This is a genomic window from Ruegeria sp. BC6 (assembly GCF_056539185.1).
Window position 1 is genome coordinate 1,164,217 of record NZ_JBQFUM010000001.1, and the last position, 12,860, is coordinate 1,177,076.

15 protein-coding genes are annotated in these 12,860 nt (G+C 62.8%); 11 read left to right on the top strand and 4 right to left on the bottom strand.

Annotated elements, in window-relative coordinates:
• The first annotated feature begins 22 nt into the window (after window positions 1-22).
• From ACR0MM_RS05820 to arsC, 4 genes are read left to right on the top strand one after another with little or no spacing between them, the layout of a single operon-like run.
• Window positions 23-361: a DUF952 domain-containing protein gene (locus ACR0MM_RS05820; RefSeq protein WP_480695342.1), complete on the top strand. Its 339-nt coding sequence runs from the start codon at window positions 23-25 to the stop codon at window positions 359-361.
• Window positions 358-795, top strand: a complete 438-nt coding sequence (locus ACR0MM_RS05825) for a DUF1330 domain-containing protein (protein WP_170449336.1) — start codon at window positions 358-360, stop codon at window positions 793-795. The genes ACR0MM_RS05820 and ACR0MM_RS05825 overlap by 4 nt, the downstream gene beginning before the upstream one ends.
• Window positions 786-1,844, top strand: a complete 1,059-nt coding sequence (locus tag ACR0MM_RS05830; RefSeq protein WP_480694954.1) for a quinone-dependent dihydroorotate dehydrogenase — start codon at window positions 786-788, stop codon at window positions 1,842-1,844. Before ACR0MM_RS05825 ends, ACR0MM_RS05830 begins: the two co-directional genes overlap by 10 nt.
• The gene (gene arsC / locus ACR0MM_RS05835; RefSeq protein WP_480694956.1) at window positions 1,841-2,182 is read left to right on the top strand and encodes an arsenate reductase (glutaredoxin); all 342 of its coding nucleotides are present in this window, start codon (window positions 1,841-1,843) and stop codon (window positions 2,180-2,182) included. The genes ACR0MM_RS05830 and arsC overlap by 4 nt, the downstream gene beginning before the upstream one ends.
• Here arsC and ACR0MM_RS05840 read toward each other — a convergent pair.
• The 3 genes from ACR0MM_RS05840 to ACR0MM_RS05850 are packed head-to-tail and all read right to left on the bottom strand — an operon-like array spanning window position 2,179 to window position 4,440.
• Entirely contained in the window at window positions 2,179-3,495 is a 1,317-nt protein-coding gene (locus tag ACR0MM_RS05840; protein ID WP_480694958.1) for an MATE family efflux transporter, read from the bottom strand. The genes arsC and ACR0MM_RS05840 overlap by 4 nt on opposite strands.
• 5 nt (window positions 3,496-3,500) lie before the next feature.
• Window positions 3,501-4,019 carry a PaaI family thioesterase gene (locus tag ACR0MM_RS05845; RefSeq protein WP_170337672.1) on the bottom strand — a complete coding sequence of 173 codons (519 nt, stop codon included), beginning with the start codon at window positions 4,017-4,019 and terminating at the stop codon, window positions 3,501-3,503.
• A 1-nt stretch (window position 4,020) separates the two neighbouring features.
• A complete protein-coding gene (locus ACR0MM_RS05850) occupies window positions 4,021-4,440 on the bottom strand; it encodes a PaaI family thioesterase (RefSeq protein WP_170358398.1) in 420 nt (139 codons plus the stop codon).
• A 113-nt stretch (window positions 4,441-4,553) separates the two neighbouring features.
• Here ACR0MM_RS05850 and ACR0MM_RS05855 point away from each other — a divergent pair, with 113 nt between their 5' ends.
• From ACR0MM_RS05855 to ACR0MM_RS05885, 7 genes are all read left to right on the top strand, one after another.
• Window positions 4,554-4,922, top strand: a complete 369-nt coding sequence (locus ACR0MM_RS05855) for a MerR family transcriptional regulator (protein ID WP_480694960.1) — start codon at window positions 4,554-4,556, stop codon at window positions 4,920-4,922.
• A 283-nt stretch (window positions 4,923-5,205) separates the two neighbouring features.
• Window positions 5,206-5,607: a MerR family transcriptional regulator gene (locus ACR0MM_RS05860; protein ID WP_170402010.1), complete on the top strand. Its 402-nt coding sequence runs from the start codon at window positions 5,206-5,208 to the stop codon at window positions 5,605-5,607.
• 46 nt (window positions 5,608-5,653) lie between these two features.
• Window positions 5,654-7,435: an acyl-CoA dehydrogenase C-terminal domain-containing protein gene (locus ACR0MM_RS05865; RefSeq protein ID WP_480694962.1), complete on the top strand. Its 1,782-nt coding sequence runs from the start codon at window positions 5,654-5,656 to the stop codon at window positions 7,433-7,435.
• Window positions 7,436-7,491: 56 nt separating this feature from the next.
• A complete protein-coding gene (locus ACR0MM_RS05870; protein ID WP_480694964.1) occupies window positions 7,492-7,704 on the top strand; it encodes a hypothetical protein in 213 nt (70 codons plus the stop codon).
• Window positions 7,705-7,833: 129 nt separating this feature from the next.
• Window positions 7,834-8,472 (top strand): glutathione S-transferase family protein, encoded by a 639-nt coding sequence (locus tag ACR0MM_RS05875; protein WP_480694966.1) that lies wholly within the window; start codon window positions 7,834-7,836, stop codon window positions 8,470-8,472.
• Window positions 8,473-8,482: 10 nt separating this feature from the next.
• The gene (locus ACR0MM_RS05880) at window positions 8,483-9,694 is read left to right on the top strand and encodes an acetyl-CoA C-acetyltransferase (RefSeq protein WP_170337662.1); all 1,212 of its coding nucleotides are present in this window, start codon (window positions 8,483-8,485) and stop codon (window positions 9,692-9,694) included.
• Between the two features lie 23 nt (window positions 9,695-9,717).
• A complete protein-coding gene (locus tag ACR0MM_RS05885; protein ID WP_480694968.1) occupies window positions 9,718-11,919 on the top strand; it encodes a 3-hydroxyacyl-CoA dehydrogenase NAD-binding domain-containing protein in 2,202 nt (733 codons plus the stop codon).
• 55 nt (window positions 11,920-11,974) lie between these two features.
• On the opposite strand, the gene ACR0MM_RS05890 is transcribed toward ACR0MM_RS05885, so the two are convergent.
• The gene (locus tag ACR0MM_RS05890) at window positions 11,975-12,748 is read right to left on the bottom strand and encodes a Hint domain-containing protein (protein ID WP_367647948.1); all 774 of its coding nucleotides are present in this window, start codon (window positions 12,746-12,748) and stop codon (window positions 11,975-11,977) included.
• Between the last annotated feature and the right edge of the window lie 112 nt (window positions 12,749-12,860).

Here is a 12,860-nt window from a genome sequence, read left to right on the forward strand (position 1 = left end):
GCGCGCGGGGCATCACGGCGCCATGCTGATCTACAAGATATTCCGGGCCGAGGAATGGGCGGCCCTGCAGACACAGGGCGAAACCCGGGGCGCGCCCATCGATGTGGCCGATGGGTTTGTGCATTTCTCCACCGCAGAACAGGCGGCGGAGACCGCGGCCAAACACTTTGCCGGGGTCGAAAACCTGACCCTCGTGGCCTGCGATGCCCAGAAAATGGGCGATGATCTGAAATGGGAGGTCTCGCGCGGCGGGGCCTTGTTCCCGCATCTCTATCGCAGCATGCGCATGGCGGATGTGGTCTGGGCCAAACCGCTGCCGCTGGTAAACGGCGCACACCGCTTCCCCGAGGAGATGCAATGACCGGCCATATCGACCCCGACCGCGCCCAGTTCGAGGCGTTCAAAGCGCTGGACCGCGATCACCCGATCGAGATGCTGAACCTTGTGCGGTTCCGCGCCAAGGCTGACTATCCCGCAGGCCACGACCTGGCCGGCGCGGGGCTGAGCGGCGCCGAAGCCTATCGCCGGTACGGGGCCGAAACCGCGCCGATCATCGCGCGGCTGGAGGTCGCGATCATCTGGCGCGGCACATTCCAGACAACGCTGATCGGCCCGCAGGACGAGGTATGGGACGAGATGTTCATCGCCCGTTACCCCTCGGCCCATGCGTTTCTGGAGATGGTGACCGACCCGGTCTATCGCGCGGCGGTCATTCACCGGCAGGCGGCTGTGGCCGACTCGCGCCTGATCCGCACCGCCCCTTCCCCAACCGGAGCGTCCTTCGGATGTACCTGACCGAGAAACTCGCCCTGGCCGCGCTGCATCGCCTGGACCCTGAAACCGCGCACGGCCTGTCGATCAAGGCACTGAAAACGGGTCTGACCCCGGCGCCCGGCCCCGTCACCTCGATGCGCCTTCGCACGCAGTTGGCCGGGCTCGACCTGCCCAACCCGGTGGGGCTGGCCGCCGGGTTCGACAAAAATGGCGAGGTTCTAGGCCCGCTGTCACGCGGGGGCTTTGGGTTTGTCGAGGTGGGTGCCGTCACACCGCGCCCGCAGCCGGGCAACCCCAAGCCGCGCCTGTTCCGACTGACCGAGGACCGCGCCGCCATCAACCGGTTCGGCTTCAACAACGAAGGAATGGAGGCGATGGCCCGGCGTCTGGCGCACCGCCCCAAGGACGCGGTGATCGGCCTGAACCTGGGCGCCAACAAGGACAGCAGCGACCGGGCGCGGGATTTTGCGCAGGTGCTGGCCCATTGCGGGCAATGGCTGGATTTCGCCACGGTGAATGTCTCGTCGCCCAACACCAAAAAGCTGCGCGACCTGCAGGGGAAAGAGGCGCTGAGCGCTTTGCTGGCAGGTGTGCTGGACACCCGCGATGCCTTGGCGCGGCGGGTCCCGGTGTTTCTGAAGATCGCCCCCGACCTTGCGGATGACGAACTGCGGGACATCGCCGATGTCGCCCGCGAAATGGGCATCGACGGTGTGATCGCCACCAACACGACCTTGTCGCGCGAAGGGCTGCGCAGCCCGCACAAGGATCAGGCCGGCGGATTGTCAGGCGCGCCCCTGTTCGAAAAATCGACCCGTGTTCTGGCCCGGTTGAGCCAGTTGACCGACGGGCAGATTCCGTTGATCGGCGTGGGCGGCATCAGCACCGCCGAACAGGCCTATGCCAAGATCTGCGCCGGGGCCTCGGCCGTGCAGTTCTATACCGCGATGGTCTATGGCGGCCTGTCGCTGGCGGCCGAGATCACGTGGGGGCTGGACGCCCTGCTGGCGCGGGACGGGTTCAAATCGGTGGCCGACGCCGTCGGCAGCAAACGAGAGGATTGGCTGTGATCGAATACTGGCACAACCCACGCTGTTCAAAATCGCGCGCCGGGCTGGCCCTGCTGCAGGACCGCGGCGCCGAGGTTACCGTTCGCAAATATCTCAAGGACGCGCCCAGCGCGGATGAGCTGCGCGCGGTGCTGTCCCGGCTGAGCATCCCGGCGATCGAGATGATGCGCCGAGGCGAGGCGCGGTTCAAGGAACTGGGGCTGAGCAGGGAAACACCCGAAGAGGCCTTGGTTCAGGCCATGGCCGAGAACCCGATCCTCATCGAACGCCCCGTCGGGATCACCGCCGACAAGGCCGCCATCGGTCGCCCGCCCGAGAACCTGCTGACCCTGCTCTAGGCCACCTGCGCCTCGAGCCGGGGGTAGCGCAGGCCCAGCGTCACTGCGCGAGCGGTGTTCAGCACCATCAGCGCGGCCCACAGCCCGTGATTGCCCATGGTCGGCACCAGCAGGAACAGCGCCACCACATAGATCGCCACCGACTGGATCATGGCGATGCGCATGGCGCGGGTCCAGGTGGCGCCGATGTAGATGCCGTCGAACATCCAGCTGGCAACGCCGACCACCGGGGCCAGCGCCGCCCAGATCAGGTATTCGCGCGCCGTGATCCGCACCTCAGGCGCGGTGGCCATCAGGTCGATCAATGCGGGCCCTGCCACAAAAAACGTGGCCCCCAGCACCAAAGCCCCACCGACGCCCCATTGCGACGCCATGACCGAGGCGCGCCGGACCTGGTATCGGTCCTTGGCTCCGACGGCGCTGCCTACCAATGCCTCGGCAGAAAAGGCGAACCCGTCCAGTGCAAAGGCGGTGATTTCCAGGAACTGCAGCAGCACCTGGTTGGCGGCCAGCGTCACGTCGCCCAGATCGGCGCCCACGAACAGAAAGGTGGTGAAGGACCCGGTCAGCAGGACCGACCGGATCATGATGTCGCCATTGACCTGCATCATCCGGCGCAGGCGGGCGGGGTCGAAGATCCGCGCCCAATCGCGCCATTGATTACCCCCGAACGCATCGCGGCACAGCCACAGACCCAGCGCCAGACCCGTCCATTCGGCAATCAGCGTGGCCACCGCCACCCCTTCGACGCCCCAGCCCAGCCCCAGCACGAACCACAGATCCAGCAGGATGTTCAGCCCGTTCATCCAAACCTGCAGGACGAACACGCCGCGCGTGCGCTCGACCGCGATCAGCCAGCCGGTCACGGCATAAAGCGCAATGGTCGCGGGCGCGCCCCAGATGCGAATCTCGAGGTATTTGCGCGTCAACGCCTCGACCTCGGGGCTGGCGGGCGACAGCGCGAAGGCCCCTGCGAACACCGCCGCCTGCGCCACGATAAAGAACAGCCCCGCCGTGCCGCCCAAGAGCAGGCCGCGCATGAGCAGCGCACCGGTTTCGGCCGTGTCTCCCGCGCCTCGGGCCTGCGCCGCCAATCCGGTCGTGCCCATGCGCAGAAAGCCGAACACCCAGTAGATCGTGGCCAGAATGACCGCGCCAATGCCAACCGCGCCGATCGGGGCGGCCTGCCCCATCTGGCCGACCACGCCGGTATCTACCGCGCCCAGAATCGGCACCGTCGCGTTGGACAGCACGATCGGCACCGCGATCTTCAGCACCCGTCTGTGCGTGATGGGTGCCGAGGCGTCCCGCATTTTGCTCAGCCCTTGGCCGAAGGCTCTTGCGGCATCAGGAAATGCCCTGTGGCCTGTGCGAACAGCTTGGCGTGGTTGTCCTGCCAAGCCTCGACGCGCACCGAGGCATACCGCCGCCCTGCCCGGCTGATGAAGGCGCGTGCATAGGCATCGCGCGGCAGGCCCGAGCGCAGGTAATCCACCGTGAAATCGATGGTCTTGGGAAAGCGGATACTGTGATCGGAGATGATGTCCTCGGCATCGATCTCACCGCTTTCGATGCGCGGGAACAGGTGCTCCCAGCTGAGCGTGATCACCGCCGTCACCTCGAGAAAGGCCGCCGTGACGCCCCCATGAATCGCCGGCAGGAACGGGTTGCCGATCAGCTTTTCGTCGAAATTCAGAACTCCGGTCAGTTCGTCTCCGCGCCGGTCGAAGCTGATATTGAGGAACCGGATATACGGAACCCCCTCGACCAGCGCCTTGAGGGCCGCGTCGCGGCGCTGTTTCACCACCTGCATCGGTTCGGGACGGGGTCTTGCCATCTCACTTCCCCTCGACTGTGAAGGCGCCCGAGGCGGTGGCCACCGGGCGATCCTGATCGTCGTCCATGGCAGTTGCGCGCACGAAGGCTACGTTGCGCGTGATGTGATAGCAGGTCGCGCGGGTGGTGATCGTCTGGCCGGGCGTTGCGGCGCGCATGTAGTCGATGCGCAGATCGATGGTTGCTGTGCCGCCCGGCGCCGCCGGATGGCTCATGACCGCAGCCCCGCAGCAAGTATCCAGGCTGGCCGACACAGCCCCGCCGTGAATCACGCCAGTGCGGGGATCGCCGATCAGATCCTCGTTGTAAGGCATGGTGATCTCGGCCTCACCCTCGCCGATATGGGTCAGCGTCAGGCCCAGGGCCCGCGCATGGGGGATCGCCTCGATGAACTGGCGGGCGAGTACTGTCTTGTCGACCATGAGGTTCAGTCCTGTTGTCCTGCCCCTTTATGATCTGCTCTGCGCGCAAAGGGCAAGCCCGCCTGTTGCGCTTGTCCGCACAACGCCCTAGGTTGCAACCGAGGAGAACAGGAATGTCCGACAAGCGTTTGTCATTCAAAGAGATGTGCGCCGAGTTCGACGTGACTCCGCGCACCCTGCGCTACTACGAGTATATCGAGCTGCTGCAGCCAGACCGGGAAGGACGGTCCCGGTTTTACGGTCCGCGCGAGCGTGCGCGGATGAAGCTGATCATGCGTGGCCGTAAGTTCGGGTTTCCACTTGAGGAAATTCGGCAGTGGTTGTTGATCTACGAAGATCAAGGCAACAAGGCCCAGATGGCCACCTTTGTCGAAATGGCCGACCGCCAGATGGAAGAGCTGCGTCTGCAGCGTCAGCAACTGGACGAAGCCATGGACGAGTTGCAGCGCCTTCGCGATCAAACGGCCAACTCGCTGACCTAAATCGGCTGGTTCGAGCCCCCCAAACCCATCCTTCATTACACCGGAAATCTGCATTTTTCGGCTGGCGCCCTGCCGCCTGCCCGTCGGATTGGAACCGCGCGGGTACAGTGGATTTGGCTGACCCAACGGAAAGAAAATTGCCAACCCGTCGCTTTACGCGACCGGAAGTTACGTCAATTTCTTTGTGACGCAGCGTCTGGATTACGTAAACGTCAATCTCATGTTGTAAAGCGGCCATCGACTGCGCAACTTTCTCATGACGCCAGCGACGAGAGGGTGACCAATGACCGAAGATCTTATGACCATCCGCGAGATGTGCGAGACCTATGACGTCACGCCGCGGACCTTGCGGTTCTACGAAGCCAAAGAGCTTCTGTTTCCGATCCGTGAGGGCCAGAAACGGCTGTTCACCAAACGTGACAGGGCGCGGCTCAAGCTGATCCTGCGCGGCAAACGCTTTGGTTTCAGCCTGGAAGAGATTCGACAGCTTCTGGATCTGTACCATGTCGGCGACCAGCAACTGACCCAGATGACCCGCACCTATGAAATCGCGTGCGAGCGTCTGGCGGACATGGAATCCCGCCGCGAGGAACTGACTCAGGCCATTGACGATCTGAAGGAGCAGTTGCGCTGGGGCGAGAAGGTCATCGCCTCGATGAAACAGGAAAAGAAGGCGGCGGAGTAACTCCGCGCCGCCTGCCACCCGGACATCTGAATTAAGGGAGCTTCAAATGCCCGTTTACAACGCGCCTACCAAAGACACGCAATTCGTTCTGCATGACGTTCTGAAAATCTCGACCTCTGATATACCGGGCTACGATGAGCTGGAGCCCGAGTTCACGGGCGCCGTTCTGGAAGAGGCCGGCAAGGTCGCCGTCAACCTGCTGCACCCGCTGAACGTGGTCGGCGACACCGAAGGCTGCCGGCTGGAAAACGGCGTCGTCTACACCCCAACCGGGTTCAAGGACGCGTTCGAGCAGGTCAAGGAAGGCGGCTGGACCGGTCTGGATATGCCCGAGGAATATGGCGGCCAGAACATGCCTTATGTTCTTGGCACGGCCGTGGGCGAGATGTTCTCGGCCGCGAACCAGGCCTTCACGATGTATCAGGGCCTGACCCACGGCGCGGCCTCAGCCATCCTGGCGCATGGTACCGATGCGCAGAAAGACACATATCTGCCCAAGATGGTCAGCTGTGAATGGACCGGCACCATGAACCTGACCGAGCCGCATTGCGGCACCGATCTGGGCCTGATGCGCACCAAGGCCGAGCCGCAGGGTGATGGCAGCTACAAGATCACCGGCCAGAAGATCTTTATCTCGTCCGGCGATCACGACATGGCCGACAACATCATCCACCTGGTGCTGGCCAAGATCCCCGGCGGCCCCGAGGGCATCAAGGGCGTGTCGTTGTTCATCGTCCCCAAGTTCCTGGTGAACGAAGACGGCAGCCTGGGCGAGCGCAATGGTGTTTCGGTCGGCAAGATCGAAGAAAAGATGGGCATCCACGGCAACTCGACCTGCGTGATGAACTATGACGGCGCAACCGGTTACCTGCTGGGTCAGGAACACAAGGGCATGCGCGCCATGTTCACCATGATGAACGAAGCGCGTCTGGGTGTCGGCATGCAAGGTCTGTCTCAAGCCGAGGCCGCCTATCAGAACGCGCTGGAATACGCCAAGGACCGTCTGCAAGGCCGCGACGTGACCGGCGTCAAGAATCCCGACGGCCCGGCCGATCCGCTGATCGTACATCCCGACATCCGCCGCAGCCTGATGGACCAGAAAAGCTTTGTGGAAGGCGCGCGGGCCTTCATCCTGTGGGGCGCGACCCTGATCGACAAGGCGCACCGCGCAGGCGACAAGGACGCCGACGGGCTGATCTCGCTGATGACCCCGGTCATCAAGGGTTTCCTGACCGACGAGGGCTATGACATGACCGTTCAGGCCCAGCAGGTCTATGGCGGCCATGGCTACATCGAGGAATGGGGCATGTCGCAATACACCCGCGACGCCCGCATCGCCATGATCTACGAAGGAGCCAACGGCGTTCAGGCGCTGGACCTGGTCGGCCGCAAGCTGGCGCAGGACGGCGGCAAGCATGTCATGGCCTTCTTCGACATGGTCAAAACCTTCTGCAAGGAAAACAGCGGCAAGGACGAAGCCTATGACAAGGAGTTCATCGAACCGCTGAAGGCCGCCTCGAAAGACCTGCAGGCCGCCGGCATGTATTTCATGCAGAACGGCATGACCAACCCGAACAACGCTCTGTCGGGTTCGTATGACTTCATGCACATGTTCGGTCATGTCTGCCTGGGCCTGATGTGGGCGCAGATGGCCAAAGCTGCACAGGAAGCGCTGGATGCCGGCGCGTCCGACAAGGACTTCTACGAGACCAAGATCGCCACCGGCCGCTACTACATGGCGCGCCGTCTGCCGGCCACGGGCATGCACCTGGCTCGGATCCAGACCGGCGCCGACACGGTGATGGCACTGGACGCGGCGAACTTCTGATCCCAGTCTGGTTCCGGGCGACCCCGCCCGGAACCAGCGCTCATGGAGGAGATGACATGCCCAAACGCTTTCGCCTGACCCGCCGCTTTCCCGTCGCCATGACCGAGGACGGGTATCGAAAACTCAAGGGGTTTGCCCGCGAGGCCGGGCTGGACGATGGAGAGGCGCTGTCATTCCTGTTCGAGAATTTCAACAGCGTGATCGACGAGGAGAACCTGACCCACCGGCTGCGCATCTTCAATTCCGAGCTTGAGGCGCGCAAACGCTAAATGGCCCCGGCGCCCGGCCGGCGTGTTTTCAGCAAGACAAGTCCAAACGCGGCTGCGGCCCGCGGTCAGGTCTTTCTCGAAACACGTGCGTGACGAAACCGTACAAACCGCCTTGGGAGGGGTGAGTGCATGACGATAAAACTGCATTGCTTCGGAGAAAGCGGAAACTCGTACAAGGCCGCCCTTGCGCTCGAGATGTCGGGGCTGAAATGGGAGCCGGTCTTTGTCGATTTCTTCAACGGCCAGACCCGAACCCCCGAATACCGCGCCGAAGTCAACGAAATGGGCGAAGCGCCGGTGTTGATCGACGGGGATTTCCGGACCAGCCAGTCGGGCGCGATTCAGGCCTATGTCACCGAAAAGTCAGGTAAATTCGGCGGAAATACTCGGGAAGAGACCTATGACATCCTGCGCTGGGTGCTGTGGGACAACCACAAGTTCAGCTCGATGGCTGGCATGACCCGGTTCCTGATCAACTTTCTGCCCGAAGAGCACCGCAACCCGGATGTGATCGCCTTCAACCAGGGCCGCCTGAAGGCCGCCTATCAGGTGCTGAACGCGCATCTTGAGGGCCGCGACTGGATCGTCGGCGACAGCGTGACCAACGCCGATCTCAGCTGCTGCGGCTACCTCTATTACCCCGAACCCTTCGGCTTTGACCGAGCCGAATGGCCCCATATCGACGCCTGGCTGACCCGCCTGTCCGAGCAGCCCGGATGGAAACACCCCTATGACCTGATGCCCGGCAATCCGTCGGATCGAGCTTGAGGAGAGAAGTATGACCGAAGCTTACATTTATGATGCCCTGCGCACCCCGCGCGGCAAGGGCCGCAAGGACGGCAGCCTGCACGAGGTGACCTCGGTGCGCCTGTCGGCGGTGGCCCTGAACGCCATCAAGGAACGCAACAACCTGGAAGGCCACGCCGTCGAGGACGTGATCTGGGGCAACGTCACCCAGGTAATGGAACAGGGCGGCTGCCTGGCGCGATCCGCGGTTCTGGCCTCGGACCTGGATGAATCGATCCCCGGCCTGGCCATCAACCGGTTCTGCGCCTCCGGGATGGAGGCCGTGAACCTGGCCGCCAACCAGGTCAAAGGCGGCGCGGGCGAGGCCTATATCGCCGGTGGCGTCGAGATGATGGGCCGCGTGCCCATGGGCAGCGACGGCGCCGCCATCGCGGTCGACCCGTCGCTGGCGATGGAGACCTATTTCGTCCCGCAGGGCATCTCGGCCGACATCATCGCCACCGAATACGGTTTCAGCCGTGACGATGCCGACGCGCTGGCCGTCGAGTCTCAGAAGCGCGCGGCCAAGGCGTGGGAAGAGAACCGCTTTGCCAAGTCGGTGATCTCGGTGAAGGACCGCAACGGCCTGACTATTCTGGACCGCGACGAATACATGCGCCCCGGCACCGACATGCAGAGCCTCGGCGCGCTGAACCCCTCGTTCCAGATGATGGGCGAGCAGATGCCCGGTTTTGACAAGGTAGCGATGCTGAAATACCCGCATCTGGAAAAGATCAACCACATCCACCACGCTGGCAACAGCTCGGGCATCGTGGATGGCGCGGCGGCCGTTCTGATCGGCAACAAGGAATTCGGCGAGAAATACGGTCTGAAGCCGCGCGCCCGCATCAAGGCCACCGCCAAGATCGGCACCGACCCGACCATCATGCTGACCGGCCCGGTTCCGGTGACCGAAAAGATCCTGGCCGAAACCGGCATGAAGATCAGCGATCTGGACCTGTTCGAGGTCAACGAGGCCTTCGCCTCGGTCGTGCTGCGGTTCCAGCAGGCGTTTGACGTCGATCCGGCGCTGGTCAACGTCAATGGCGGCTCGATCGCCATGGGCCACCCGCTGGGCGCCACCGGCGCGATCATCATCGGCACCCTGCTGGACGAGCTGGAGCGCCAGGACAAGGAAACCGGTCTGGCCACCTTGTGCATCGCATCCGGCATGGGCGCGGCAACCATCATCGAACGTGTGTAACGGCGGGGATCAGGAGAAGAAAAATGGCTGATTTTACACTGACCAAAGACGCCGACGGCGTTGGCATCATCACCTGGGACGTCCCTGGCAAGACCATGAACGTGATGTCGTTCGACGGCCTGTCCGAACTGAACGACTGCATCGATCAGGCCCTGGCCGATGACGAGATCAAAGGCATCGTAATCACCAGCGGCAAGGAAGGATCCTTTGCCGGCGGCATGGACCTGAATCTGCTGGCGGTGATGAAGGAACAGGCGGGTGACGACCCGGCCAAGGGCCTTTTCGAAGGCACGATGAAAATGCACGCTCTGCTTCGCAAGATCGAGCTGGCCGGCATGGACCCCAAGACCAAGAAAGGTGGCAAACCGATCGCGGCCGCCCTGCCCGGCACCGCCGCCGGCATCGGCATGGAGCTGCCGCTGGCGACCCATCGCATCTTTGCCGCCGAGAACCCCAAGGCCAAATACGGCCTGCCGGAAATCATGGTCGGCATCTTCCCCGGCGCGGGCGGCACCACGCGTATGGTCCGCAAGGTGGGCGCCATCGCGGCGGCTCCGCTGCTGCTGGAAGGCAAGATGCTGGACGTTAAAAAGGCCAAGGGCGCAGGCTACATCGACGAGATCGCAGCCGATCCGCTGGCCGCGGCCAAGGAATGGGTGCTGAACGCCAAGGAGGCCGATCTGGTCAAGCCGTGGGACGCGAAGGGCTACAAGATGCCCGGCGGTGCGCCCTATCACCCTGCGGGCTTCATGAACTTCGTGGGTGCCTCGGCCATGGTAAACGGCAAGACCCAGGGCGCCTTCCCGGCGGCCAAAGCCCTGCTGAGCGCGGTCTATGAAGGCGCACTGGTCGATTTCGACACCGCGCTGAAGATCGAGGCGCGCTGGTTCACCTCGGTGCTGATGAACCCGTCCTCGGGCGCGATGATCCGGTCGCTGTTCCTGAACAAGGAAGCGCTGGAAAAAGGCGCCGTTCGTCCCAAGGGCATCCCGGATCAGTCGGTCAAGAAAATCGGCGTTCTGGGTGCCGGCATGATGGGCGCGGGCATCGCGCTGGTCTCGGCGCAGGCCGGTATGGAGGTCGTGCTGATCGACCGCGATCAGGCCGCTGCCGACAAAGGCAAGGCCTATACCGAAGCCTATCTGGACAAGGGCATGAAACGTGGCAAGGTCACGGCCGAGAAGAAAGAGGCTATGCTGGCCCGCATCACCGCCACGCCGGATCTTGAGAAACTGGCAGGCTGCGATCTGATCATCGAAGCAGTTTTCGAAGATCCCAAGGTCAAGGCCGAGATGACCCAGAAGGTCGAGGCGATCATCCCCGAGGACTGCATCTTTGCCTCGAACACCTCGACCCTGCCGATCACCGAACTGGCCAAGGCCAGCAAGCGGCCCGATCAGTTCATCGGCATCCACTTCTTCTCGCCGGTCGAGAAGATGTTCCTGGTCGAGATCATCAAGGGCAAGGAAACCGGTGACCGGGCCGTAGCCAAGGCGCTGGACTATGTCCGCCAGATCCGCAAGACGCCGATCGTGGTCAATGACGCACGGTTCTTCTACTGCAACCGCTGCATCATCCCCTACATCAACGAAGGGGCGCGGATGATCACCGAAGGCGTCAGCCCGGTTCTGGTCGACAATGCCGCCCGTCAACTGGGCTTCCCCGTGGGTCCGGTTCAGCTGACCGACGAAACTTCGATCGACCTGGGTGCCAAGATCGCACGCGCGACCAAGGCGGCAATGGGCGACGCCTACCCGGAAAGCCCGGCGGACGATCTGATCTTCTGGATGGAAGAACAGGGTCGCCTGGGCCGCAAGTCCAAGGCCGGGTTCTTCGATTACGACGAAAACGGTAAGCGCATCGGCTACTGGAAAGGTCTGCAGGACAAGTATCCGCTGGCCGAGCAGCAGCCCGACCTGATCGAGGTACAGGAACGCCTGATGTTCGCACAGGTTCTTGAAGCCGTGCGCGCGCTTGAAGAAGGTGTTCTGGAAGACATCCGCGAAGGCGATGTCGGCGCCATCCTGGCCTGGGGCTTTGCGCCCTGGTCGGGCGGTCCGTTCAGCTGGCTTGATATCATCGGTGCGCCTTACGCGGCCGAGCGTTGTGACCAGCTGTCGGAGAAGTACGGTGACCGCTTCGCCTGCCCGCCGCTGCTGCGCGAGATGGCCGAAAAAGGTCAGACCTTCTACGGCCGCTTTGACCCCGAAGCAAAAGCTGCCTGAACAAGTGATGCTGGCGCATGATCCCATGCGCCAGCATCTTTCTTAGAGTGTTTGGTCAGGTCTGCCATTCAGGCCGCAGAAACAAAGCCGGCACGTTGGGCCGCCCCGGACGTCCCGGACGTCCCGGACGCCGCACCCCCGATGGGGGACGGATCGGAAAGATCGGTTCCTGCGGGATGGGTGCAGGCAGTGCACCCAACGGGTTTGCAAGGGCCGACAGTTCGCCCGCCTCTGCGATAGATGTGACGAGGCTCTGCGCCTCGGATTCCTCCAGCACCGCGTAGGCCCGTCGGGACGGACCAGACAGCGAACGGATGCGGCACGAGGAACAGAAGGCTTGAAAGCCACCCTCGATGAAGACCACTTCGTCCTGCTCGAAAAACAGCGATATGACCAGGAATTCCTCTGCCGGTGTCTGAGAGGAAAAGCTGAAGTGCCCGCTCAGCAGACGCGCCGGAATGATCGCCAGCCCCTCGTCTATGTTGACATCAGAAGACAAGGCTACGGCCATTCCCTGCTCGGGCATCAGCCAGACCGCACGACCGTTATATGCCGCGCGGGACGGCACGCGCACGGGCAGAAAATCTGGTCGGATCTCGCCAGCTGGTACGGCTATTCTGTCGTGGGACACGCGTTTCACTTCCTGAAACCCGTTGTCCATGGTTCTGACCAGATCCCCGGCGACCAATGCCTCGGCCAGTTTCCAGCCATTGGTGGTGGCAACCTTCGTCCCATGCAGCAATCCGCCGCGCCTGACCGAAACGGCGTCACCCGGTACGGTCTGGATATTATTTTCGGAAAACCCCGAAACACTCACTACTTCCAACACGTGCCTACCCCCTTTTGGCACTTTCAAACTATCCCATTGGGCTAGCACGAAGTTTTCGGGAGTGACTTAGTTTTGCCATATTTAGGGCCAATTTGGGCCTTTTTCGCCCCAT

Excerpts from the sequence above, each read along its gene's own strand:
- ACR0MM_RS05825 (WP_170449336.1), top strand. The coding sequence starts at position 358 with ATGACCGGCCATATCGACCCCGACCGCGCCCAGTTCGAGGCGTTCAAA.
- ACR0MM_RS05845 (WP_170337672.1), bottom strand. The coding sequence starts at position 4,019 with ATGGCAAGACCCCGTCCCGAACCGATGCAGGTGGTGAAACAGCGCCGC.
- ACR0MM_RS05830 (WP_480694954.1), top strand. The coding sequence starts at position 786 with ATGTACCTGACCGAGAAACTCGCCCTGGCCGCGCTGCATCGCCTGGAC.
- ACR0MM_RS05820 (WP_480695342.1), top strand. The coding sequence starts at position 23 with ATGCTGATCTACAAGATATTCCGGGCCGAGGAATGGGCGGCCCTGCAG.
- ACR0MM_RS05850 (WP_170358398.1), bottom strand. The coding sequence starts at position 4,440 with ATGGTCGACAAGACAGTACTCGCCCGCCAGTTCATCGAGGCGATCCCC.
- ACR0MM_RS05855 (WP_480694960.1), top strand. The coding sequence starts at position 4,554 with ATGTCCGACAAGCGTTTGTCATTCAAAGAGATGTGCGCCGAGTTCGAC.
- ACR0MM_RS05875 (WP_480694966.1), top strand. The coding sequence starts at position 7,834 with ATGACGATAAAACTGCATTGCTTCGGAGAAAGCGGAAACTCGTACAAG.
- ACR0MM_RS05885 (WP_480694968.1), top strand. The coding sequence starts at position 9,718 with ATGGCTGATTTTACACTGACCAAAGACGCCGACGGCGTTGGCATCATC.
- ACR0MM_RS05880 (WP_170337662.1), top strand. The coding sequence starts at position 8,483 with ATGACCGAAGCTTACATTTATGATGCCCTGCGCACCCCGCGCGGCAAG.
- ACR0MM_RS05860 (WP_170402010.1), top strand. The coding sequence starts at position 5,206 with ATGACCGAAGATCTTATGACCATCCGCGAGATGTGCGAGACCTATGAC.
- ACR0MM_RS05865 (WP_480694962.1), top strand. The coding sequence starts at position 5,654 with ATGCCCGTTTACAACGCGCCTACCAAAGACACGCAATTCGTTCTGCAT.
- ACR0MM_RS05840 (WP_480694958.1), bottom strand. The coding sequence starts at position 3,495 with ATGCGGGACGCCTCGGCACCCATCACGCACAGACGGGTGCTGAAGATC.
- ACR0MM_RS05870 (WP_480694964.1), top strand. The coding sequence starts at position 7,492 with ATGCCCAAACGCTTTCGCCTGACCCGCCGCTTTCCCGTCGCCATGACC.